The sequence below is a fragment of the Promicromonospora sp. MEB111 genome, assembly GCF_030209445.1.
Lineage (GTDB): Bacteria > Actinomycetota > Actinomycetes > Actinomycetales > Cellulomonadaceae > Promicromonospora.
Genome location: NZ_JARVSD010000018.1, coordinates 85,260 through 106,949, shown reverse-complemented (window position 1 = coordinate 106,949; position 21,690 = coordinate 85,260). Strand labels below are relative to the sequence as shown.

The 21,690-nt window shown below is 72.1% G+C and carries 28 protein-coding genes; 14 read left to right on the top strand and 14 right to left on the bottom strand.

All coding sequences use genetic code 11. The features are described 5' to 3' along the window. Positions 1-15 precede the first annotated feature (15 nt). From QRN56_RS21710 to QRN56_RS21700, 3 genes are all read right to left on the bottom strand, one after another. Complete coding sequence (locus tag QRN56_RS21710) at positions 16-816, bottom strand: hypothetical protein (RefSeq protein ID WP_285106764.1); 801 nt, start codon at positions 814-816, stop codon at positions 16-18. 51 nt (positions 817-867) lie between these two features. Continuing rightward, positions 868-1,377: an NUDIX domain-containing protein gene (locus tag QRN56_RS21705; RefSeq protein WP_285106762.1), complete on the bottom strand. Its 510-nt coding sequence runs from the start codon at positions 1,375-1,377 to the stop codon at positions 868-870. A 113-nt stretch (positions 1,378-1,490) separates the two neighbouring features. Beyond that, positions 1,491-1,823, bottom strand: coding sequence for a hypothetical protein (locus QRN56_RS21700; RefSeq protein WP_285106761.1), 333 nt, complete (start codon positions 1,821-1,823; stop codon positions 1,491-1,493). 150 nt (positions 1,824-1,973) lie between these two features. On the opposite strand from QRN56_RS21700, the gene argS reads away from it, so the two are divergent. Continuing rightward, positions 1,974-3,758 (top strand): arginine--tRNA ligase, encoded by a 1,785-nt coding sequence (gene argS / locus QRN56_RS21695; RefSeq protein WP_285106760.1) that lies wholly within the window; start codon positions 1,974-1,976, stop codon positions 3,756-3,758. Positions 3,759-3,833: 75 nt separating this feature from the next. On the opposite strand, the gene QRN56_RS21690 is transcribed toward argS, so the two are convergent. Beyond that, positions 3,834-4,772 (bottom strand): aldo/keto reductase, encoded by a 939-nt coding sequence (locus QRN56_RS21690; protein ID WP_285106758.1) that lies wholly within the window; start codon positions 4,770-4,772, stop codon positions 3,834-3,836. Between the two features lie 115 nt (positions 4,773-4,887). Here QRN56_RS21690 and QRN56_RS21685 point away from each other — a divergent pair, with 115 nt between their 5' ends. Next, positions 4,888-5,508 carry a TetR family transcriptional regulator gene (locus QRN56_RS21685; RefSeq protein WP_285106756.1) on the top strand — a complete coding sequence of 207 codons (621 nt, stop codon included), beginning with the start codon at positions 4,888-4,890 and terminating at the stop codon, positions 5,506-5,508. Here QRN56_RS21685 and QRN56_RS21680 read toward each other — a convergent pair. From QRN56_RS21680 to QRN56_RS21670, 3 genes are read right to left on the bottom strand one after another with little or no spacing between them, the layout of a single operon-like run. Then, positions 5,505-5,633: a hypothetical protein gene (locus QRN56_RS21680; RefSeq protein ID WP_285106754.1), complete on the bottom strand. Its 129-nt coding sequence runs from the start codon at positions 5,631-5,633 to the stop codon at positions 5,505-5,507. The two genes, QRN56_RS21685 and QRN56_RS21680, sit on opposite strands and share 4 nt — an antisense overlap. A gap of 54 nt (positions 5,634-5,687) precedes the next feature. After that, on the bottom strand, positions 5,688-6,428 hold the full coding sequence (locus tag QRN56_RS21675; RefSeq protein WP_285106752.1) for an ASCH domain-containing protein: 741 nt from the start codon (positions 6,426-6,428) through the stop codon (positions 5,688-5,690). 42 nt (positions 6,429-6,470) lie between these two features. After that, positions 6,471-7,058, bottom strand: a complete 588-nt coding sequence (locus tag QRN56_RS21670) for a DUF4291 domain-containing protein (protein ID WP_285106750.1) — start codon at positions 7,056-7,058, stop codon at positions 6,471-6,473. 292 nt (positions 7,059-7,350) lie between these two features. Between QRN56_RS21670 and QRN56_RS21665 the strand changes: the two genes are divergently transcribed. The 3 genes from QRN56_RS21665 (at position 7,351) to QRN56_RS21655 (ending at position 9,271) form a co-directional block, all read left to right on the top strand. Continuing rightward, the gene (locus tag QRN56_RS21665; RefSeq protein ID WP_285106749.1) at positions 7,351-8,028 is read left to right on the top strand and encodes a hypothetical protein; all 678 of its coding nucleotides are present in this window, start codon (positions 7,351-7,353) and stop codon (positions 8,026-8,028) included. Between the two features lie 199 nt (positions 8,029-8,227). Then, positions 8,228-8,692 (top strand): NUDIX hydrolase, encoded by a 465-nt coding sequence (locus QRN56_RS21660; protein ID WP_285106746.1) that lies wholly within the window; start codon positions 8,228-8,230, stop codon positions 8,690-8,692. A gap of 63 nt (positions 8,693-8,755) precedes the next feature. Then, positions 8,756-9,271 carry a GNAT family N-acetyltransferase gene (locus QRN56_RS21655; RefSeq protein ID WP_285106744.1) on the top strand — a complete coding sequence of 172 codons (516 nt, stop codon included), beginning with the start codon at positions 8,756-8,758 and terminating at the stop codon, positions 9,269-9,271. Between the two features lie 104 nt (positions 9,272-9,375). On the opposite strand, the gene QRN56_RS21650 is transcribed toward QRN56_RS21655, so the two are convergent. Beyond that, positions 9,376-10,530: a CobW family GTP-binding protein gene (locus QRN56_RS21650; RefSeq protein WP_285106742.1), complete on the bottom strand. Its 1,155-nt coding sequence runs from the start codon at positions 10,528-10,530 to the stop codon at positions 9,376-9,378. Positions 10,531-10,656: 126 nt separating this feature from the next. Between QRN56_RS21650 and rpmB the strand changes: the two genes are divergently transcribed. The 6 genes from rpmB to rpmF are packed head-to-tail and all read left to right on the top strand — an operon-like array spanning position 10,657 to position 12,037. Next, entirely contained in the window at positions 10,657-10,893 is a 237-nt protein-coding gene (gene rpmB / locus QRN56_RS21645; protein WP_285106740.1) for a 50S ribosomal protein L28, read from the top strand. After that, positions 10,893-11,198: a 30S ribosomal protein S14 gene (gene rpsN / locus QRN56_RS21640; RefSeq protein WP_285106738.1), complete on the top strand. Its 306-nt coding sequence runs from the start codon at positions 10,893-10,895 to the stop codon at positions 11,196-11,198. The genes rpmB and rpsN overlap by 1 nt, the downstream gene beginning before the upstream one ends. Before the next feature lie 58 nt (positions 11,199-11,256). Further along, entirely contained in the window at positions 11,257-11,379 is a 123-nt protein-coding gene (gene ykgO / locus QRN56_RS21635) for a type B 50S ribosomal protein L36 (protein WP_020013141.1), read from the top strand. Between the two features lie 17 nt (positions 11,380-11,396). Further along, positions 11,397-11,699 carry a type B 50S ribosomal protein L31 gene (locus tag QRN56_RS21630; protein ID WP_285106736.1) on the top strand — a complete coding sequence of 101 codons (303 nt, stop codon included), beginning with the start codon at positions 11,397-11,399 and terminating at the stop codon, positions 11,697-11,699. Next, positions 11,699-11,866, top strand: a complete 168-nt coding sequence (gene rpmG, locus QRN56_RS21625) for a 50S ribosomal protein L33 (RefSeq protein ID WP_285106734.1) — start codon at positions 11,699-11,701, stop codon at positions 11,864-11,866. The genes QRN56_RS21630 and rpmG overlap by 1 nt, the downstream gene beginning before the upstream one ends. A 3-nt stretch (positions 11,867-11,869) precedes the next feature. Next, complete coding sequence (gene rpmF / locus QRN56_RS21620) at positions 11,870-12,037, top strand: 50S ribosomal protein L32 (protein WP_285106732.1); 168 nt, start codon at positions 11,870-11,872, stop codon at positions 12,035-12,037. Positions 12,038-12,154: 117 nt separating this feature from the next. Here rpmF and QRN56_RS21615 read toward each other — a convergent pair whose 3' ends face one another. Continuing rightward, complete coding sequence (locus QRN56_RS21615; RefSeq protein ID WP_285106730.1) at positions 12,155-13,426, bottom strand: ATP-grasp domain-containing protein; 1,272 nt, start codon at positions 13,424-13,426, stop codon at positions 12,155-12,157. Between the two features lie 119 nt (positions 13,427-13,545). Next, positions 13,546-14,955 (bottom strand): MFS transporter, encoded by a 1,410-nt coding sequence (locus QRN56_RS21610; RefSeq protein WP_285107070.1) that lies wholly within the window; start codon positions 14,953-14,955, stop codon positions 13,546-13,548. A 260-nt stretch (positions 14,956-15,215) separates the two neighbouring features. Between QRN56_RS21610 and QRN56_RS21605 the strand changes: the two genes are divergently transcribed. Continuing rightward, positions 15,216-15,740, top strand: coding sequence for a VOC family protein (locus tag QRN56_RS21605; RefSeq protein ID WP_285106728.1), 525 nt, complete (start codon positions 15,216-15,218; stop codon positions 15,738-15,740). On the opposite strand, the gene QRN56_RS21600 is transcribed toward QRN56_RS21605, so the two are convergent. Beyond that, positions 15,737-16,633 (bottom strand): LysR family transcriptional regulator, encoded by an 897-nt coding sequence (locus tag QRN56_RS21600; RefSeq protein ID WP_285106727.1) that lies wholly within the window; start codon positions 16,631-16,633, stop codon positions 15,737-15,739. The genes QRN56_RS21605 and QRN56_RS21600 overlap by 4 nt on opposite strands. A gap of 81 nt (positions 16,634-16,714) precedes the next feature. Here QRN56_RS21600 and QRN56_RS21595 point away from each other — a divergent pair, with 81 nt between their 5' ends. Next, the gene (locus tag QRN56_RS21595; protein ID WP_285106726.1) at positions 16,715-18,019 is read left to right on the top strand and encodes an MFS transporter; all 1,305 of its coding nucleotides are present in this window, start codon (positions 16,715-16,717) and stop codon (positions 18,017-18,019) included. A 127-nt stretch (positions 18,020-18,146) separates the two neighbouring features. On the opposite strand, the gene QRN56_RS21590 is transcribed toward QRN56_RS21595, so the two are convergent. Continuing rightward, a complete protein-coding gene (locus QRN56_RS21590) occupies positions 18,147-18,647 on the bottom strand; it encodes an SRPBCC family protein (RefSeq protein WP_285106724.1) in 501 nt (166 codons plus the stop codon). A 1-nt stretch (position 18,648) separates the two neighbouring features. After that, complete coding sequence (locus QRN56_RS21585) at positions 18,649-19,008, bottom strand: ArsR/SmtB family transcription factor (RefSeq protein ID WP_285106722.1); 360 nt, start codon at positions 19,006-19,008, stop codon at positions 18,649-18,651. A 177-nt stretch (positions 19,009-19,185) separates the two neighbouring features. On the opposite strand from QRN56_RS21585, the gene QRN56_RS21580 reads away from it, so the two are divergent. Next, positions 19,186-20,442 carry a sialidase family protein gene (locus QRN56_RS21580; RefSeq protein ID WP_285106720.1) on the top strand — a complete coding sequence of 419 codons (1,257 nt, stop codon included), beginning with the start codon at positions 19,186-19,188 and terminating at the stop codon, positions 20,440-20,442. 178 nt (positions 20,443-20,620) lie between these two features. On the opposite strand, the gene QRN56_RS21575 is transcribed toward QRN56_RS21580, so the two are convergent. Further along, complete coding sequence (locus tag QRN56_RS21575) at positions 20,621-21,655, bottom strand: LacI family DNA-binding transcriptional regulator (RefSeq protein ID WP_285106718.1); 1,035 nt, start codon at positions 21,653-21,655, stop codon at positions 20,621-20,623. Between the last annotated feature and the right edge of the window lie 35 nt (positions 21,656-21,690).

The following is a 21,690-nucleotide window of genomic DNA, read 5'->3' as shown; positions in this document are numbered from 1 at the left end:
CCCCGCCCGGCCGGCTCAGGCGAGCCGCACGACGACAAGCGTCTTGTCGTCGTGCCGCTTCGAGCGAACCCAACGACGTCCGTCGGGGTCGGCGGCCTCGGCAACGTGCAGATCACGCAGGACTCGATCCGGACCATGCTCCAACGCCTCCGCGTACAGATCCCGCCACGACCTGGCTCGGGGGTGCCGGGCGGGGTCGACACCGTCCGTCGCGAGCAGCAGCCCGGACACGCCGGTCCGGTCGGTCGTGCTCTGAACACCGTGGTAAGCGGCCGCCGGATCCGTTCCGGCCACGTAGTAGCCCCCGGGGACGTTGCGCAACCGTGCCTGCTCCCGTTGGAGCTCGATGAGCAGCGCGCGATGGCCTTCGTCGTAGCCGTGGCCTGCCGCGAGCCGGGAACGGTACTCCAGTCGCTTCTCGCCGAGGACGTCGCCCAGGTCGTCATCGGTGTGGACCATCTCGGACCCGTCCTCGTGGAGCACGGCAACGATGCTGTCGCACAGCACATAGGTCTCGACGATGTCGGCTGACCACCGGGCGATCGCAACCGTGGAGGTCGGACTCGTCTCGGGTACGAGACGCTCGACGTCACGCACCTCCTCGATCGCCGCGGCAACGACATCGGGGATCGACGGGCCGCCAGGAAGTGCGCGAGCCAGGACCTCGCCGAGCCGACCTGCGAACCACCCCGGATCGTGCGAGCGGTCCCCCGCCACCGACGTGGCGCCGTCGAGCACGACCGTGAAGCCTTCCCCCACGATGTGGCGGTCCTGATTGTTGTGGTCACCGGCACGGGTTGCTGCAAGCGAGGTCACGCAGCAGACCCTAGAGCACGACTACGGCGGCCCTTTCGCCTCGTCCGGCGCTCACACGGACAACGGCTCCGTCAAGGGTCTCCGGACGCCCCGCTCGCAGTAGAACGTCTCCGCGGCCAGCGCGGCATCGAGCGCGACCTGCAATCTGAGCGCCAAAGATTCTTTCGTCTTCTGCACGGCATCAGCCATCGACAGTATCTGCACGGACTTGACCTCGTCGTCATGCCCGCGAAGCGCATCGCACTCGGCGGCGCTGAGTACTCCTCCGTCAAAGATCCAGAGCAACCCTTCCGGCATTCCGTCAGGTGCACCTGGAACGTAATCGACAACGAGAACCGGCATATTTCGCCGGACGAGCCCCAATTCCTCCTCCAGCTCACGCTCGGCGGCCGACCAAGGCGATTCGTCCGCCTCCACCACTCCGCCAGGGATCTCCCAGTTCACCTTGTAGCTCGGTTCGATGAGCACGACCCGACGATTTGCATCACGCAGAAGGACACCTGCCGCCACTCGCTTGCGGGGCAATGTCTTGATGTATTCATCGCAAGCGTGGTCTTCCACACGGGCCAATGTTGCGCTCGGTCCATGCACTCGCAACCGGGCCCGTGATCTTGCCTTCAGCGCGAAAAGCGGTAAGGGGATTTCATCGGGCCCAAGCAACTCTGACATCTTGCTCAACGCACGCGCAAGGCGCGCCAACATGGCGGGGAGGATCTCCCGTGAGAGTTCGACCACGGGCTGAACTTACCCGAAATGTCCGTTCCCGAGCACCACACCTCGTGCAGCAGTGCCTCCCCGGCATGCTCCGCCTTGACGAACGAACGGTCGGCGTCCCCGATCACGTCATCCACCCACACGAACGGCCGCCCGGCCGCGCTCCGGACCAGCGCCCTCGTCTTCCACTGCAAGCTGTCGTCCCCGATGTCACCGGAGTAGGCGGGCAGTTCGGCGACCGGTAGACGCGGCAGGCCGGGCAGGGGCGAGATCACGTCGTTCGCGGCGTCCATCCATGCCGTCGCCCACACCAGGTCGCACCCCCGCCATCCGGCCCGCGTAATACATCGGGACGACGCCGTCGGCGATCCCTAGACTGACCCGACCCGCCCACCCCAGGGCCGGGCCCACCACCCCACACACCCCACGAGGAGAAGCCCCGCGTGTCCCACGTCGTCGCGATCAAGGACCAGGTGGAGGCGGCCGTCCGGGCCGCCCTGACCGAGGTGCTCCCGGCCGAGCTGGCCGGCACCGACCCGGTGGTCCGACGATCCGACCGCGCCGACTTCCAGGCGAACGGACCGCTCGCCGTCGCCAAGCGCGTGGGACGCGCCCCGCGCGACCTCGCCACGGCCACGGCCGACCGCCTCGGCGGCTCCGTCGCCGAGGCCAAGGCCGAGGGCGTCGCCAACGCCGCCGTCACCGCCGAGGTCTCCGGCCCCGGCTTCCTCAACCTCACCGTCCCGGCCGCCACCCTCTGGCGGCAGGTCGCCGCGCGCCTCGCCGACGAGAGTCTGGGCATCGCCACGACGCACGACGGCGAGCGCACCGTCATCGACTACTCCGCGCCCAACGTGGCCAAGGAGATGCACGTGGGCCACCTGCGCTCCACGATCATCGGCGACACCCTGGCCCGCGTCCTGGCGCACCTCGGCGCGACCGTGATCCGCCAGAACCACGTGGGCGACTGGGGCACCCAGTTCGGCATGCTCATCCAGTTCATCGACGAGCACCCGGAGCAGACCTGGCAGGGTGAGGCCTCCATGTCCGCCCTGGACGCGCTCTACCGCGCGGCCCGGGCCGCGTTCGACACAGACCCTGGCTTCGCCGACCGCGCCCGGGCCCGTGTCGTCCTGCTCCAGTCCGGTGACGAAGCCACGCTCTCGACCTGGCGCGAGCTCGTCGCCGAGTCCGAGGCCGCCTTCCAGGCCGTCTACGACCGCCTCGGCATCCTGCTCACCCCGGCCGACGCCGACGGCGAGTCCCGCTACAACGCCGACCTCCCGGGCGTCGTCGACGAGCTCGTGGCCCAGGGCATCGCCGTCGACTCCGACGGCGCCCTGTGCGCCTTCACCGACGGCGTCGTCGGACCCGACGGCGATCCCGTCCCGCTCATCGTGCGCAAGAAGGACGGCGGATTCGGCTACGCCGCCACCGACCTCGCCACGGTGCGCCTGCGCGTCGAGGAGTACCACGCCACCCGCATCCTCTACGTCGTCGACGCGCGGCAGGCGCTGCACTTCCGGATGGTCTTCGACGTCGCACGCCGCGCCGGCTGGCTGCCCGACGACGTCGCCGCGACCCACGTCCCGTTCGGCACCGTGCTGGGCGCTGACGGCAAGCCGTTCAAGACGCGCGACGGCGGGACGGTGCGCCTCGACGACCTGCTGGACCAGGCCGTCGAGCGGGCCCGCGCGGAGCTGGCCGAGAAGGACCACGGGCTCACGCCGGAGGAATTCGAGCGTGTGGCGCAGGCGGCGGGCATCGGCGCGGTGAAGTACGCCGACCTGTCGAACACGCGCACCAAGGACTACGTCTTCGACGTCGACCGCATGGTGGCGCTGAACGGCAACACCGGCGTCTACCTCCAGTACGCGTACGCGCGCGTCCGCTCGATCCTGCGCAAGGCGGCCGATGCCGGGGTCAGGCTCGGCCGGCCGGTCGACCCGACCCTCCCCCTGCACCCGGCCGAACGGGCGCTGGCCCTCACGCTGGACGAGCTCGCGGCGACGCTCGACGACGTCGCCGTCACGCTCGAACCGCACCGCCTCGCCGGCTACCTGTTCGACCTGGCCCGCGCGTACACCGAGTTCTACGACCGGTGCCCGGTCCTCCGGGCCGACGACGACGCCGTCCGCGCAGGCCGTCTGGCCCTGTGCGAGCTGACGGGCCGCACCCTGGCGACCGGGCTCGACCTGCTGGGTCTCGCCGCGCCCGACCGGATGTGACGGCGCCCGCCCCGTCCCACCACGGGTCGGGGCGGGCACCACGAGGCGCCGCCCGCCGCAGGCGCCAGCACGAGATCAGCGCCCCCGGCTGCCCGCCCCGCCGTCGGGCGCGATCTCCGCGATGCGCGCGAGGTCCTCAGCGGTGAGCCGCACCTGCGCGGAGGCGTTGTTCTGGCTGACCCGGCCGGCATCGCGGGAGCCCGGGATCGGCACCACGTAGTCCCGCTGCGCCAGCAGCCAGCCGAGCGCGAGCTGCGAGAGCGTGGTCCCCTTGTCCGCCGCGACCTCGGTCAGCTGGCGTGCGATCTCCACGTTGGTGCCGAAGTTCTCCGGCGCCCACCAGCCGATCATCTGACGCACGTCGCTCGCGTCGAGCTCGTTCCGGGGCCGGACAGCGCCACTGAGGAAGCCGCGGGCCAGCGGCGAGAAGGCGACGAACCCGATGCCGAGCTCCTCCAGCACCGGCAGCAGCGGCTCCGAGTCGCGGGCGAAGATCGAGTACTCGTTCTGCAGCACCGAGATCGGGTGCACGGCGTGCGCCCGGCGGATCGTGTCCTCGTCGGCGTTCGAGAGCCCGAGGTACTTGACCTTGCCGGCCTCCACGTACTCCTGCATCACGCCCACGACGTCCTCGATCGGAACGGCCGGGTCGGGAACGTGCTGGTAGAGCACGTCGATCGTGTCGACGCCGAGGTTCTTCAGGCTGTTGTCGACCACCTCGCGGATGTGCTCGGGACGCGAGTCGGAGCCGTACGTCGACGTGAAGCCGAACTTCGTCGCGATCACCACCTCGTCCCGGATCGGCGCGAGCGCGTGGCCGAGCAGCTTCTCCCCCACCCCCCAGCCGTACAGCTCCGCGGTGTCGAAGAAGGTCACACCCTCGTCGTGGGCGCGACGGATCGCCGCGATCGACTCGGTGTCGTCCGTCGGCCCGTAGGCCATCGCCGTCCCCATCGCGCCGTAGCCCAGTGCGGAGACAGTCAGACCCTGCGTGCCCAGCGTGCGTTGCTCCATGGTTCCCACTCCTTGGTCGAGGCTCGGGTCCGAGAAGCCGGCTCGAACCCGAGTGTCGGCATACGCCGCTTCTGTCAGAGCCTGACACAAGTGACATCAGCGCTACTCTGAGGGCATGTCGAGCACGACGAGCAGCAGACCGAGCAGCGGCCAGAGCCTGCGCGAGATCAGCCGCGACGCCGTGCGCGCGCGCATCACCGAGATCGCGCTCGAGCTGTTCGCCGAGCGCGGCTTCGAGCAGGTGACCGTCGAGCAGATCGCCGCTGCGGCGGGCATGTCCGCGCGCACCTTCCACCGCTACTTCCCCGCCAAGGAGGACGTCGTCATCGGCGACCCGGCGCGCGGCGGCGAGTTCGTGCGCGACGTCCTGGCCGGCCGCCCCCAGGACGAGCCCGTCTGGGACTCGCTCCGCATCGCCTTCGAGGCGCTGGTCAGCCAGGCGCCCCGCCGGGGCGGGGACGACGACCGCGGCAAGCTCGCCATGCGCGTGCTCGTCAGCGCAGCGTCGCTGCGCGCCCGCAGCCTGGAGAAACACCTCCTGTGGGCGCGCATGCTCACGCCGCTCGTCGCGGCCCGCCTGCCCAACGACGACGCCGCGTTCCGCGCCGAGATCATCGTCCAGTCGGCGCTCGCCTGCTTCGACGTCGCCCTCACCACCTGGGCGAACGCCGACGACGGCACCACCGCGAGCGAGCTGCTCGAACGAAGCTTCGCGACGCTCCGCCCGCAGGTCTAGCGCCGCACGCCTGGCACCGCACGCCACCGCACGCCGAGCCGCGGCGGCCAGGCGCGCCAGCCCGACTCCTCGACCAGGGCCAGCTCACGCGGCCCGGTCGGTCGCCACAAGGTCGTCGTCGTCATGGGCGGGATCGTGGCACGGCGGGCGTCGACGGATCGAGGCCTTATCAGCCGGGGTCAGCCCGGGTCGACGGCCCGGAAGCGCACGAAGTCGACCACGTCGTCGTCCGCGGCGTCGGGGTAGTAGTACGTCCGCAGGGCCGTCCTCAGCTCGTCGGCGGTGCACCCCTCCAGCGCCGCCTGGGCATCGGTGATGTCCGCGAACCGGACGTGCTCCACGGATTCGACCACCCCGGGCAGCGCCCGGTACCGGTCGTCGAACTCGAACATCAGCGTGACAGGGCCTGGCAACGCCGGATCGTCGAACCGGGTGGTGGCGGTCTTGCCGCCGTCGACCACGCTCGTCCAGTGCTGCGGACTGAACCGCAGCACGCGCGGCGGGTCCGCGTCCGGGTGCTGGGACGGGTGCGGGAGCAGGTCACGAGCAGGCACCGAGTACGGCTCGCCGGCGCCGGGCACGATGACGCGACAGTCGGGCTGCTGGTCGAGCAGCACCTGTCGGCACCGCCCGCACGGGGGCATGACACCGCGGCCCTCATCGCCGACCGCGACGATCAGCGCGATCGGACCTGAACCGGCAGCGGCCGCCGTACCGAGCGCCACGAGCTCGGCGCAGGGCCCGCCCGTGAAGTGGCCGACGTTGGCGCCGGTGTGGATGTCACCGTGGACGTCCATCACCGCCGATGCCACGGTGTTCAGGTAGGTCCCGTCCTCGGGGAGCCGGGAGACGACCTCGAGGGCCGCGTCGATCAGCCGCTGCTCGGCCAGGGTCAGCACGGGGTCGGTCGCCGTCGTCATGGTCGGGATCCTGGCACGGCCGGCCCCTGCGTACCGAGGGCTTTATCCGTCCGCCCCGATCCGTGCCGCCATGTCCGCCGGCAACGTGTACGGCGTCTCCTGCGGCAACGCGGGCGAGCCGCCCGCCGTCAGCTCGGCGCGCCAGGCGCGGACCTGGTCGGTGACGTCCTCCAGGCCGACCACCCACTCGTCCACGTAGGCGTCCACGGCCACGCCGCCGATCCCGACCTGCAGGGACCGGTGCTCCAGCGCACGGCCCGACGGCGTCCGCTCCGGGTCCCACTGCACCCGCACCGGGCTGGACGCCTTCTGCGCGGCCCAGGCCGCGGCGTCGTCGTGCAGCGAGCGGTCGAAGTGGCTCAGGGCGGCCGTGCGGAGAGCCTGCTCGAAGCCGGTGCGCGACATGCGCACCGCGAGGACCCGCTCCTGGCCGGGCTTCGTCGCCCAGCCGCAGCGGTACATCATCCAGCAGAACGACGGCTTGACCCAGGTCATCCGCTCGCGCTTGAACGGCGGCACGAACAGGCCGGCCCGCAGGGCGGCGTCGGCGATCGCGGACGGGTAGGCCTGGTAGACCGTGATCGTGTCGGCGTCGTGGACGGCCCGCACCTGTCGCTTCGGAGTGCTCATCGGCGGCGACGGTACGCACCCGGGCGGCGTCGAGCCAAGGCAATTGTCCTGCCCCGGAACCACCCGGGCGGCTTCCAGGCAACCACGAGATATCACCGTTGTGATGTCGGGGTTACGGCTATTAATGACGACCTGTCGCAGAGTTCGGTCCTGGAATGTCTTGTTTCATTCCGGGTGTTCCAGGTCACGTTCCGATTGACAGGATGAAAACCCCGTCTGACGCTATTTCGCGGTGAACCCACGCCTGCGTGCAACACCATTGTTCCGGCGGAGCGATTCGAGGGGAAACACAATGATCCGAGGATTCCGTGTCATCAGTCGGGCGGGAACGGTGCTGGCCATCTCGGCCGGCCTGGTCTGCACGGCAGCAACAGGTGCGAGCGCGATGGTGCAGCCGGGGGCCTACCTGCCCGCGGCCCACCTCATCGGCGCGACCGATCCGGTCGACGCCCCGGCAGCCGACGCTCCCGTCGACGCCCCAGCAGCCGACACCCCGGTCGACGCACCGGTGCCCGACGTTCCCGTCGACGCACCCGTGCCGGACGTGCCGGCCGACGCACCCGTACCGGACGTTCCTGTGGACGCACCGGTCCCTGACGTACCGGTCGACGCACCGGTGCCCGACGTTCCCGTGGACGCGCCCGTCCCCGACCTTCCCGTCGATGCTCCGGTGCCTGACCTGCCGGTCGACGCACCCGTGCCGGATCTGCCCGTCGACGCACCGGTGCCCGACCTCCCGGTCGACGCCCCGATCGACGACCTCCCGGTTCCGGACCTCCCGGTCGACGACCTCCCCGTGCCGGACCTTCCGGTCGACGACCTCCCGATCCCGGAGCTCCCGGTCCCCCTGCCGACCGGCGGCCTCCTGAGCTCGCTGCTGGACGCGGTCGGCGGCCTGCTCAGCACCCTGCTGGGCGCCCTCGGCGGCGGGCTGCCCGTCCCGCTCCCCGTCCCGCTCCCGGCCGGATGAACATGACGCTGACGCCAGCGCCGTGAGAAACGACTGAGATACACGGTGAGGCCCTTTTCCGGAGTTCCGGGAAAGGGCCTCACCGCATTTTGAACAATCGTCCAGAAAGGTTGAACAATCGTCCGGAGAAGCATCCGCCGGCGCGCCGGACGGACGCGCCGAGATCGTGCGTGAGCGGCCGGTGCGGTAGGACGGTCTCATGCTCAACACCCGCTCCCCCGAGGAGCCCTACCTGGTCGAACGCAATCCGGGGTACTTCGAGTACCAGCTCCCGGTCTCGGTCAAGGCGGTGATCGGCTGGCGTGGTCGGCTCCCCCTCCTGCGCAACGAGCGCAACGAGCGCGACGAGTGGGAGCTGCCCGGCGGCAAGCTCGACCTCGGCGAGGATCCGGCGCAGTGCCTCGCCCGCGAGATCCAGGAGGAGCTCGCCTGGGACGTCATGGTCGGCGACCCCGTCCACAGCTGGGTCTACCGCGTGTTCCCGCACCGCCACGTCTTCGTCCTGACGTTCCTCGCCGAGTACGACGGCGACGCCGCGCCCACCTTCAGCGACGAGCACAAGGAGCTGGTCCTCGTCACGCCCGGCGAGGCCGACGCCCTGAACCTGCCCTCCGGCTACCGAACGGCGATCCGGCTGGCCGTCGAGCGGGGACACCTCCGGTGAGGACGGCGGCCGCGGTCCGACGCCCGGGCGCCGGTCCCACCGGGCGTCGGATACCTTGAGCCCGTGCCCGACCTCCTGATCGCCCAGCGCCACTCGGCTCATCTCGACCGGGTCGTCGAGGCGCTGCGGCAGGTGCACGAGAGCGACGGCTACCCCATGGTCTGGCCCGACGACCCGGTCGCGTGGCTCACTCCGGCGGGGTGGATCGGGGCATGGGTCGCGCTGGCCGACGGCGTCGTGGTCGGCCACGTCATGCTCGTCGCCGCGGACGGCGTCGAGCACGTCGAGGAGCTCGCGGCCGCCGCGCGGACGTCCGTGACCGGGCTCGCCGGCGTGAGCCGCCTGTTCGTGACGCCGAAGGCGCGCGGCTCCCGTATCGCCTCTGCCCTGCTGGAGCGCGTCGAGGACACGCCCACGCGGCGCGGACGGCGGCTCGTGCTCGACGTCGTGGACGACTGCGGGCCGGCCGTCCGCCTGTACGAACGCCTCGGCTGGGTGCGGGTCGCGTCGGGTCCGGCCGCCTGGACCGGCCCCGACGGCGTCCGCCCGCGGACGGCCGCCTACCTCTGCCCCCGCTGACCACCGCCCCGCACAGACCCGTTGAGTGCTGGGTATTCGCCCCTCCAGCGCCTCCGGAAGGGCGAGTATCCAGCACTCAACGGGGCGGGCGGGGGGCGGGCAGGTCAGGCGGAGCGGGCGCCCAGCCAGGGGGCCAGGTGGTCCTCGCGCCACAGCCACTCGACGCCGGCAGCGGCCTCCTCGGGCGTGCACAGCGCCGCGTGGAACGCCTCCCGCAGGCGGCGCCGCTCGTCGTCCGGCCCGGAGTCAGCGACCCCGACCACCACGATCCGGGTGTGCGGCGGCGCACCCGCGCAGACCTCCGACCACGGGCCCAGGTCGCCGACCGCGAGCTGACCGCCCGCGCCGTCCCACAGGCAGGCGAGCCCGGGCCGGTCGGCCACGTGGAAGACACCGCGGGCCCGCAGTCCGCCCGCGCCGAGCGACTCGATGTGCTCCAGCAGCCGCTCCGGGTGGAACGGCAGGGGTGAGCGCAGCTCCAGCGTCCAGCTCCGGTCGTCGGGCACGCCGCCCGGACCGGTGACGACGACCGCCCCGAGCGGATGCGCCCGGTGCTCTGCGCGAGCCGGCGAGTGCGTGGCGGCGGCGAGCCCGGCGGCCGAGAGGGCGTGCAGCCCGTTCACGCGGCGCGTCCCGGCGCCGCGCAGCCGGTCCAGCAGGCCCGACGCCGTGGGCGGCAGCGAGACGCCGGCGGGCCCGGCCGGCGAACCGTGGGCCACCACGAGGTCCGCCTGCTCGATCTGGGCCGCGAGCGCCTCCCCCACCGAGCGCTCGTCACCGCTGGTGAGGCCGATGCCGCATTCGAGCAGGGTGTCGTCGCCGAGCAGGTCGCGCTGGAGGGTGTCGGCGTCGACCACGGTGAAGGACGTGGCGATGCGCGTGTGGTCGAGCGCGCCACCGGGTGCGGTCTCGGCCGCCAGCGAGCGGGCCGCGGGCAGGGGTTCGGCGCTGATGGGGAGCGCGAGCAGCACGTGGGACCAGCGGCCGTCGCGGGCGAGGCGTGCGATGGTGGGGACGGCGTCCTCGCGGACGGCGCAGGACAGGCAGGCGTGCTCCAGCGGCACCAGCACGTCCTCGATGACGCCGGTGGCGTCGAGGACGACGCGCCGCAGGTGGTCCTCGTAGATGTCGTGCCGGGCGGCGACGACGCCGGGTGTGTCGGTGAGCAACCCGAACAGCGCGGAGTCGCGCAGCACGGGGTCGATGGTGGCCAGGACGCTCACCGGGATGATTCCGCGGCCGTCTCCGGTTCGGTACATGCTGCCTCCTCGCCCGGGGGGCTGCCCCCGGAATAATTGATAACCGTTCTCAGTTCTGGTTCACTGTAGCGCGATATGAGAACGGTTCTCACCAGCGGCGGCCAGTCCGTCGCGACAGGAGGTCATGTGTCAGCCAGATGCCAGGTGCTGGGCACCGTGCCGGGGTTCGGCCACTCGATTTCGCACTCCCACGTGCGGACCAAGCGGCGGTTCGACCCCAACATCCAGAAGAAGCGCTACTGGGTCCCGTCGCTCGGCCGCAACGTCACGCTGCGGGTGAGCACCAAGGGCATCAAGACCATCGATCGCAAGGGCATCGACGTCGTCGTCGCCCAGATCCTGGCCAGAGGGGAGAAGGTCTGATGGCCAAGAAGTCGAAGATCGCCGCCGACGAACGGCGGCGCGAGCTCGTCGCCCGGTACGCCGAGCGCCGCGCGGAGCTGCGCCGCACCCTCCGCAGGCTGGACCTGCCGGCCGAGGAGCGCCAGGCCGCCGCCGCGGAGTTGTCGGGTCAGCCGCGCGACGCCAGCCCGACCCGGCTGCGCAACCGCGACGCCGTCGACGGACGGCCCCGCGCGTACTCGCGGAAGTTCGGGCTGTCCCGGATCCGCCTGCGCGAGATGGCCCACCGGGGCGAGCTGCCCGGGGTGACCAAGTCGAGCTGGTGAGACCGGCCGGCACCCCCGACGGCCCCGCCGTCGCCCACCCGCTACGAAGGAGTGACACATGAAGGTTCGCGCATCACTGCGGTCCCTGAAGGACAAGCCCGGCGCCAAGGTCGTGCGCCGGCACGGCAAGACGTTCGTGATCAACAAGCTCAACCCGCGCTGGAAGGCGCGCCAGGGCTGAGGACAAGGAGACAAGCCATGAAGCAGAACCTTCACCCCACCTACGGCCCCGTGGTCTTCCGGGACGCGAGCGCCGGTTTCACGTTCCTGACCCGTTCGACGCTCGCCGGCAGCACGGACTCCGGTCCGGGCCGCCCCACGGCGACCATCGAGTGGTCCGACGGCCAGACCTACCCCGTGGTCGACGTCGAGATCAGCAGCGCCAGCCACCCGTTCTGGACCGGTTCGGCCCGCGTGGTCGACACCGCCGGACGCGTCGAGAAGTTCCGGCAGCGCTACGCCAAGCACAACAAGAGCAACGACAGCAAGGGTGGTAACTGATGGCTTCGCGTACCGACCTGCGACCCGTGATCAAGCTCCGCTCGACGGCGGGCACCGGGTTCACCTACGTGACCCGCAAGAACCGGCGCAACGACCCCGACCGGCTCGTGCTGCGCAAGTTCGACCCCGTCGCGCGGCAGCACGTGGACTTCCGCGAGGAGCGCTGATCGATGGCGGTCCCCAAGCGGAAGATGTCCCGGTCGCGGACCCGGTCGCGGCGGGCGCAGTGGACGGCCCAGGTACCCGACCTGGTCGCGGTGACCGTGGACGGGCGCCAGGTGCGCATCCCCGCGCGGCTGGTGCCCGCGGTCCGGCGCGGCCTGGTCGCCCCCGACTGATCGCGCACGACTGACCACCCACGACTGATCACGGTCCGCATCCCGCGGAACCACGAACGCCCCAGCGCCTCCCGGCGCCGGGGCGTTCGTCGTACATGGGGGCGGCACGGCCGCGGGTCAGCGCGCGAGCGCGCCCGCCTCGACCCGGACGTCGACCCCGGCCGCGAGCTCGTCGGCCCAGTCCTTGGCCGCGTGCCCGGTCGGGTCCGCGACCAGCACGTGCCCGATCCGCTCGTTGTTGTCGCCCGGCCGCACCTCGCGGCCGGGTGCCGGCGTCTCGTGGCCGAGCACGCGCTCGTCGTCCGCCAGCCGCTGGGCGCCCCGGACCTCGCGCACGACGCCGTCCGCCGGCGCGAGCAGGAACGTCACCGCCGCGCTGGTCGCGGCCGACGGGCCGGGTACCGGCTCGCGCCCGAGCGCCAGGTCCACCAGCACCCGCAGCGGGTTTAATCCCGTCACGAGGCGCACCAGCTCGAAGATGTACCCGCCGCCCTGGCGCGGGTTGAGCTCGATCAGCCGGGGTCCGGCCGCGGTGAGCCGCACCTCGGTGTGGCTGATGCCGTGCGTCAGCCCGACGGCGTCGAGCACCGCGACGACGTGCGCCTCGATCGCCTGCTGCTCGCCGGGCGCCAGCGGGGCGGGGAACAGGTGCCCCGACTCGACGAAGCCCGAACCCGCCTCGACGCCGGGTTCGGCGACGGACTTGGCGGTGATGCCGAGCACCCGCGTCACGCCGTCGCGGGTCACCGACTCGACGCTGTACTCCGGGCCCTCGAGGACCCGTTCGAGCAGCGCCAGCCGCTCCAGCGGCTGGTCCCGGGTGTTGCGCTCGGGACCGGTCGCCTCGGCGAAGGCCACGGCCAGCCCGGCCTCGTCGACCACCTTGCGCACCGACGTGCCGGAGTTCATGTCGACCGGCTTGACCACGAGCGGGTAGCCGAGGCTCGCGGCCTCCTTGCGCGCCTGGTCCCACGTGGCCGCCACGGCGAACGGGACGTCGGGCACTCCCCCGGCCGCGAGCGCGTGCCGCACCAGGTGCTTGCGCGTCACGGTGCGCAGCACGTCGGCGGGCGCCCCGGGCAGGCCCAGGCCCTCCGCGACGTGGGCGACGGCGGGCAGGTAGTAGTCGCAGGTCGTCAGCACGCCGTCGACCGGCCGGCGCGCGGCGAGCTCGCGCGCCGCAGCGAGCAGGGCGTCCTCGTCGTTGGTCTCGGCGACGACCACCTCGGCCGCGAGCGCCAGGACCGGGTGGGGTGCGCCGTCGGGCAGCCGGTAGAGGCCGGGGTCGCGGGTGATCAGCACGTACACGTGGCCGGCGTCGCGCAGGAGGGGCGGGAGCATCAGGCCGGTCGACTGGAGCCAGCTCTCGATCATCAACAGGTTCGCCACGTCAGCACGCCCCGTGCGTGCGAACGCGAACGAGAGTCGTTCTCAACATGGCGCACAGCCTGCCATGCCGACGACGCGGCGGCCTGCCGGAGAGCGCTGATCCGCAGGGCGTTGCCCCGCTACAGCACCCCGTCCGGCAGGGCCGGGTGCTCGTCGACGGGCGGCTTCGGCCGCGGAATCAGCAGCGCCAGGACCGTGCACACGAGCGCCGCGAGGAGGCCGAGCAGCAGGGCCGTGCGGAACGCGTCGCCGGACGGCACCGGGACGCCGTCGTACTGCGCGCCGCCCGCGGCGAGCACCCCGCCCACGACGGCGGCGGCCGACGTCGTGCCCAGGGATCGCATCAGGGTGTTCAGCCCGTTCGCGGCGCCGGTCTCGTGCGACGGCACGACCTGCATGATCAGGGCGGGCATCGCCGCGAACCCCAGGCCGATGCCGACGCCGACCACGATGTTGACCACCAGCACGTGCCACACGTCGAGGTCGACCACGACGGCGATCACGTAGGAGACCGCGATGACGGCGGCCCCGGACGCGAGCAGCGGCTTGGCCCCGAAGCGGTGCGCGAGCCGCCCCGAGACCGGCGACATCGCGAGCATCACCAGGCCGGACGGCATGAGGATCAGGCTGGCCTGCATCAGGGTCAGCCCCAGGCCGCCCGCCGCCGTCGGCAGCTCCAGGAGCTGCGGGAACACCACGTTGGAGGCGAACAGCGCGAAGCCCATCGCGATCGAGGCCAGGTTGGTGAACAGCACCGTGCCGCGCGCCGTCACCCGCAGGTCCACGAGCGGCTCCTCGATGCGCAGCTCGTACCAGCCCCACACCAGCAGGACCACGAGACCGCCGAGCAGGAGCCCGAGCGTGCGCGGCGATCCCCAGCCCCAGTCGTTGCCGCGCGAGACCGCCAGCAGCACCCCGGTCAAGCCCACGGCGAGGCCGAGCACGCCGACGACGTCGAGCCTGCCGCCCGTGCGCAGCGTGCTGACGGGCACGACCCACGCGACCAGCACCAGCGCGAGCAGGCCGATGCCGGCCGCCACCCAGAACACCACGTGCCAGTCGTAGCGCTCGGTGACGAACGCGCTGATCGGCAGGCCGAGCGCGCCGCCGACGCCCAGCGTCGCGCTGACCAGCGCGATCCCCGACCCGAGCCGGTCGCGGTGCAGCACGTCGCGCAGGATCGAGATGCCGAGCGGCACCACGCCCATGCCCATGCCCTGCAGTGCTCGCCCGACGATCAGCAGCACCACGGACGGCGACAGCGCCGCGACCACCGAGCCCAGCGCCAGCAGGCCGAGCAGCGCGAGCGCGACCGTCTTCTTGCCGTACATGTCACCGAGCCGCCCCGAGATGGGCGTGCAGATGGCCGCCACCAGCAGGGTCACGGTGATCACCCAGGCGGTGACGTCACGCGAGACGCCCAGGAGCACCGGCAGCTCCGCCTGGATCGGCAGCAGGATCGTCTGCATGAACGACGCCCCCATGCCGGCGAACGCGAGCACCGCGATGACCACACCCGGCCTCGGCATGCGGGTGAGCCGGGAGCGGTCGCCCGGGGGAAAGCGGAATCTCATGTGGGGCAGACGATCCTTCGACGAGGGGACGTGCTCGGCGCGCGTGGGTAGCCCGCAGCACGGGCTCCGCGCGGCGCGAGGGGGATACCTGCACCTTACATAGTTGCCCGCGCGAACCACGCGGTCCGGCGCTTCGTCTCCGGTGCAGGACAGGAACTGACCTCTTCCCGGCCTACCGTCGTCGTATCAAGCAAACCGCCCCGAGAGGACCAGTCATGCCCGAGCAGACCAGCGCCGCCCCCGCCGGATACACGTCCGTCGCCCCGTGGGTCGTCACCGACGACACCGGCGCGTTCCTCGACTTCGTCACGCAGGCGTTCGACGGCGAGGAGCTGGCGCGCGTCGCGACCGAGGACGGGCTGATCGGCCACGGCGAGATCAGGGTCGGCGACACGGTTGTGTTGGCGTTCGACCGGCGCCCCGAGTGGCCCGTCATGCCGAGCCTGCTGCGCGTGTTCGTGCCGGACGCCGACGCGGCGTTCGGCCGCGCGGTCACCGCGGGCGCCGCCGTCGTCACCGCGCTGGGCGACAACGCCTTCGGCCAGCGCGGCGGACGGGTCAGGGACCCCTTCGGCAACATCTGGTGGGTGGTCAGCCACGTCGAGGACGTCCCGGAGGACGTGATGTGGCAGCGGTTGCAGGACCCGGTCTACGCCGAGGGCATGCGCGTGGCCCAGGCCACGCTCGACGCCGAGCTGAGCGGCCGCGAGCAGGGCCGCAGCAGCGCTCCCGTGCGCTAGCCGGCAGCCGGCTCGCCGCGCCCACCGCGCTCCAGCTCGGCGGCGAGCGCCGCCGCGGCCGCCGACAGCGGACGGCTCGCCGAGTGGGCCAGGCGCACCGTCCACGTCAGCGCCGGCTCGACGTCGAGCGCGACGAGCTGCGGGTCCGGCGACACGGCGGACGCCGGGACGAACATGACGCCGAGCCGTTCGCGCACCAGCGCCTGGCCGAGCTCGAAGTCGGTCGCCTCGGTCTGGATCGTGCGGCGCAGGCCGGCGGCCGCGAAGGCGCCGTCGACCACCGCGCGGTTGCCCCAGCCCACGGGCGAGTCGATGTAGGCCTCGTCCGCGATCTGCGCGAGCCGCACCGAACCCGCTCCCGCCAGCGGGTGGGAACGGTGGCAGACGAACCGGATCGGCTCGCTGTCCAGGTAGCGCAGGCGCATCCCGGGGACGGTCTCGCCGGCCGTGGAGACGAGCGCGAGGTCGAGGTCGCCGCTGCGCACGGCGTCGAGGCTGCCCCGGGAGCCGGTCGCCGTCTGCCGGGCGTGCACCACCACGGCGGGGTGCGCGCGCCCGAAGGCGGCCAGCAGGCTCGCCAGGTCGAAGCCGGCGAGGTGGTTCATCATGCCGAGGCTCACCGTCCCGGCGACCTGCCCGCGCGTGGCGGCGACGGCGGCCCGGGCGGCGTCCAGCGCCGCAAGCACGTCCCGTGCCCGGGGCAGCAGCGCCTCGCCCTCGGGGGTGAGCGCGATGCGGCGGCCCCGGGTGAACAGGGCACAGCCCAGCTCGCGCTCGAGCTGTCTGACAGCGGTGGACGCCGCGGACTGCACCACCCGGGCGCGCTGCGCACCGGCGGTGAAGCCGCCCGTCTCGGCGATCGCCACGAAGTACCGGAGCTGATGAGGCTGCACCGACCCACTATCGCAGATCGCGATAACTTGCTTCGCAAAGATTCGTTGGACACGATCAGTCGGGCTCGGCACGATCGAGGCGTGACACTCTCGACCAGCACCACACCACCGTCCGGCACGCAGGCCCGGCCTGAGCCGGCACGGGCGGCCCGCACCCAGTCCTCGCTCCCCGCGGGTGACACCCGCCCGCGCCGGCACCACGCCCGCGGGTTCTGGATCATCGCCTACGTCTTCGCCGTGACGATGGCCTTCGCCGGCGCCCCGGCCCCGCTGTACGTGATCTATCAGGAGCGGGAAGGCTTCGGTCCGCTGGCGGTCACGTTCGTCTTCGCCGCGTACGCGGTCGGCGTCATCGCCGCGCTGTTCCTCGCGGGCCACCTGTCCGACCGGTTCGGACGCCTGCGCCTGATCGCCCCCGCGGTGCTGCTGAACGTGCTCGCCGGGCTGGTCTTCCTGACGTCGACGGACCTCACGCCGCTCCTGCTCGCCCGCCTCGTCTCGGGCTTCGGCATCGGCCTCCTGACCGCCACCGCGACGGCCCACATGACGGAGCTGCACGCCGCCTCGCGCGCCGCGGCGGGCAGGCCCGCCGGCCGGCACGCCGAGATGATCTCGACGGCGGCCAACCTGGGCGGCATCGGCCTCGGTCCGCTCGTCGCCGGCCTCCTGGCCGACGTCGCCCCCGCTCCCCTGCGCACCCCGTACCTCGTCCTGCTGTTCGCGCTGGTCGTCGGGCTGCTGCTGATGACACTCGTCCCCGAGACCGTCGACGCCGTGGGCGAGCCCTGGCACTACCGGCCGCAGCGCGTGACGGTGCCGGCCGAGTCCCGCGGCCTGTACGCGGGCGCCCTCATGGCCGGCTTCGTCAGCTTCGCGATGTTCGGGCTGTTCACCTCGCTGGCGCCGTCGTTCCTCGCCCACGACCTGCACGTCACGTCCCACACCGTGGCGGGGCTCGTCGCGTTCGCCGTGTTCGGCTCCGCCGCCCTCGCCCAGATCGCGACGGGCCGGCGCAGCACCCGGGCGCAGCACACGCTCGGGGTGACGCTGCTGGCCGCGGGTCTCGTGCTCATCGTCGGGGCGATGCTCACGGCGACCTTCCCGGTGCTCGTGGTCGGCGGGATCGTCACCGGGGCCGGTGCGGGCACGCTGTTCAAGGCGGGGGTCGGCACGGTGGTCTCGGTCGCGGCCGGCGGGTCGCGCGCCGAGGCCCTCGCCGGGCTCTTCCTCGCGGCCTACGCCGGCATGTCGCTGCCGGTCGTGCTGCTCGCGGTCCTCCTGCGCATGGTCCCGACGTCGGCCGCCGTGCTCGCCTTCGGGGTGCTGATGCTCGTGCTGCTCGCCGCGGCGTCGGCCCTGCTGCGCTCGGGCCGGCGTCCGGCGTAGGCCTGCTCACCTTCGAGGCCCGAGTTTCTTCGCTTTGACACCGGTCAAAGCGAAGAAACTCGGGCCTCGAAGGTGATGCGGTCGCGGACGGCGAGCGCCCGGCCGACGGCGTGGGTCAGCGGCGCGGTCAGGCGGCCGCGAGCTCGACGGCGAGCTCCTCGACCAGGTCGTAGCCCTCCTGCATGCCGCCCTCCATGCCCGTGGCGATGATCATGTCGCGGACCTCCTTGCTGGAGACGATCGTGCGGACGGTCAGGGTGGTCCGTCCGTCGTGCTCGGTGAGCGTGTAGTGGTTCAGGCTGGGCTCGGAGTCTCCGTCGGGCATCCCCTCGAACACCTCCGTGTGCGTCATGCGCTCCGGGGCCTCGATCTCGCGGTACTCGCCGTGGAACGCGACCTCGAAGCCCTCGTTCGCGGTCATCACGTACCGCCACGACCCGCCGACCCGCAGGTCGACAGTCGCCTCGGTCACCGTGCCGCGCTGTCCGGCCCACCAGCGCCTGATCAGCTCCGGCTCGGTGAGCACCCGCCACACCTGGTGACGCGGTGCGTTGAACTCCCGGGTGACCAGGATCTCGGTATCGGTCGGGAGCGTCAGGACGGCGCTGCCCTTGGTCGTGGTGGTCATGTCAGTCTCCTTGTCCGGTTCCTGCTTCGTCAGCTGCGTCCTCGAGCTCGCCCAGCACGTCGTCGACCAGGTCGAAGCGCTCGTTCCAGAGCCGCTCGTACCGGGCGACCCAGTCGTGGACGGCCTGCAACGGCGCGCCGTTGACCCGGTACAGCCGGCGGCGCCCGTCGTCGCGCACGTCCACCAGCCCCACCTCCCGCAGCACCCGCAGGTGCTTGGACACCTGCGGCTGGGCGAGCCCGAGCAGTTCGACCAGGTCGCCCACCGCGAGCTCGCCGCCGGCCAGGGCGTCGAGGATCTCGCGGCGGCGCGGCTCGGCCACCGCGTTGAACGCGTCGGTCGTGGTCGCTGCTCGTGCCATGGCTCAAACATATACCCATATCGGCATGCGTCAAGACCTGCGCCACCTGGATGGTGCTTTCATCGTTCTGCACCTTTCCTTGACGCCCCGTTGGTTCGGAATGCAACGTTGTGCCCGGTCGGCCGAGCACGATCTGCCCGGCCGGCGTCTTCCAACGAGGTCTGTGAGGGATGGGGCATGACGCTTTCGCGTCGGATGTTTCTCGGTGGAGCGGCCGGTGTGGCCGCGCTCGGACTCACGGGAGTGGGGGTGGCGTCCCCACAGCGGGCGTTCGCCCTGGACCCGGACGGCATGGAGAGCAAGATGCTCTTCGGGGACGCGGAGGCCGGAGCCGCGTCGATCCCCAAGGAGAGCGGCAACGGCAACTACCACTCGTGCCGGATCCCCGCGATCTTCGCGGTCCCGGGGACGAGCGTGGTGATCGCGATCGTGGAGGGTCGCCCGGACGGGAACCTCGACGCCAGCGGTAACTTCAACCTGCTGCTGCGGCGGTCCACGGACTCGGGTGTGAGCTGGAGCGTCGCGACGGCGCTGGCGGGCGCGGGGTCGCGCAGCTGGACCAACCCGACCCTGGTCCACGACCGGACGACGGGGCAGCTGACGTGCTTCATGCTGCGGCGGCAGGACGGCGCGGACTACCAGGTCGACCCCGACGTCTACATCGCGACGTCGAACGACGACGGCGCAACCTGGACCAGCCCGGTCCTGCGGGCGGACCTGAACCGCACCGCGGGCGGCAACGACTTCATCGGCCCCGGCAAGGGGATCCAGCGCCCGGACGGCACCCTCGTGGTCCCGGCCCGCGGACGCCTGCTCATCAAGGCTCCGGGCGGTGACTGGGCGAGCAGCGGCCTCCCCCAGGGGCTGGCCAACCTCCCGTACGGCGAGGGAACGGTGGCGGAGCGCTCGGACGGACAGCTGATCCTGAACTACCGGGCCCTGGACTCGGAGATCACGGACGGCGGCACGTTCCCCCACACGCGCCGGATCGCGATCGGCAACCCGGGAAGCTGGCAGCAGTTCGGCAGCGAGTACTGGCGTGCCCAGATCATCGACCCCGGAGCCCACGCGGCCCAGATCTCGCACACGATCAACGGCAACCACTTCCTCATCCACCTCAACTCCGCCAGCCAGACGGTGGGCAACCGTTACCAGATGAAGCTCCGGGCGAGCGCCGACAACGGCGAGACGTGGCCCAACGCCTACGAGCGGTTCCTGAGCACCGACCCTCTGGCGAGCGAGGGAAACCAGGTCGGCGACCTGCGCGAGGGTGGCTACTCCGCGCTGACCTCGACGGGTAGCGGCATCGTCCTCGCGCTCGTCGAGGCACGCCGGGTGCAGACCGCCAACCCGACGATCGCCCAGCTGAACGACTCGCCGTGCGCCGTGGTGCTCCGCCGGTTCGATCCGAGCTGGCTCGTCCCGGCCACCTGACCGGCCGGCCGGCGCCCGGCCTGACGGACCGCAGTCCGGCCGTTCGCCGGCGTCGGTGAAGCAACACGCGGACGGAGGGGTAACGGGGAGGGAACAGTGCTACCTCTCCGTTACCCCTCCGTCCGCATCATGCACTCCCCAAGAAGGGACGTCGGCTCCCGAGGTGCGGCAGCACGCCTCAGCCCCGCACCGGCGCCGTCGACGCCCGGACCATCAGCCGCTGCTCCGCCGTGCGACGGCGGGCGCGGGCGGCCCGCGGCAGGAGGGCGAGCTCCAGCGCCTGCCGCCCCATCTCCTTCATCGGCAGGTGCACCGTCGTCAGGGCGGGCGACAAATGGCCGGCCACGGACACGTCGTCGAACCCGGTCACCGAGACGTCGCCCGGCACCGCGACACCCCGCTCCCCCAGCACCGACAGCACGCCGACGGCCATGTCGTCGTTGAGGGCGAGGATCGCCGTGACGTCCGGGCGGGTGTCGAGGATGCGGCGGGCGGCGTCCTTGCCGCCGTCGAGCGTGAACGCGGCCTCGACCACGAGCAGGTCCGCGAGCCGCAGGCCGTGGGCGCCGAGCGCCTGCTCGACGCCGGCGAGCCGGTCCGCCATGGTGGCCAGCCGCCGCGACCCGGCCGCCACGGCGATGTTCCGGTGCCCGAGCTGGAGCAGGTGCTCGGCGATGGCCCGGCCGCCCGCGACGTTGGCCGGCACCACCGCGTCGACGCCGAGCTGGGGGTGCCGGCCGATGACGGCGACCCGCCCGCCGGACGCCTCGAAGGTCTGCACCTGCGCCTTCATCTGCGCCTGGACGTCGCGGTCGAGGTGCCCGGAGCCGGCCACGACGATGATCCCCACGCCCGCGCCCGCGAGCGCCCGCAGCTGGGCCACCTCGGCATGCGGGTCGCGTCCGGTGTGGCAGATCTGCACCATGCGGCCGTGGGCGCCGGCCACCTCCAGCACGCCGCTGGCGATCTCGGCGAAGTACGGGTCGCCGATCTCGTGGACCACGAGGCCCACGGACGGGCTGGCGCCGCTCGCCAGGGAGCGCGCGTGCACGTTCGCGACGTAACCCAGCTCGGCCGCGACCGCGCGCACCCGTTCGGCGAGGGCCTCGGACACCCCGGCTGCCCCGGACAGGGCCCGGGAGGCGGTCGCGATGGACACGCCGGCGTGCTCTGCGACGTCGACCAGGCGGAGCCCGGCGGTGTGCTTGCGCATCGAATCTCCTCGCCACAGGTAAAGCGACAGGTAAT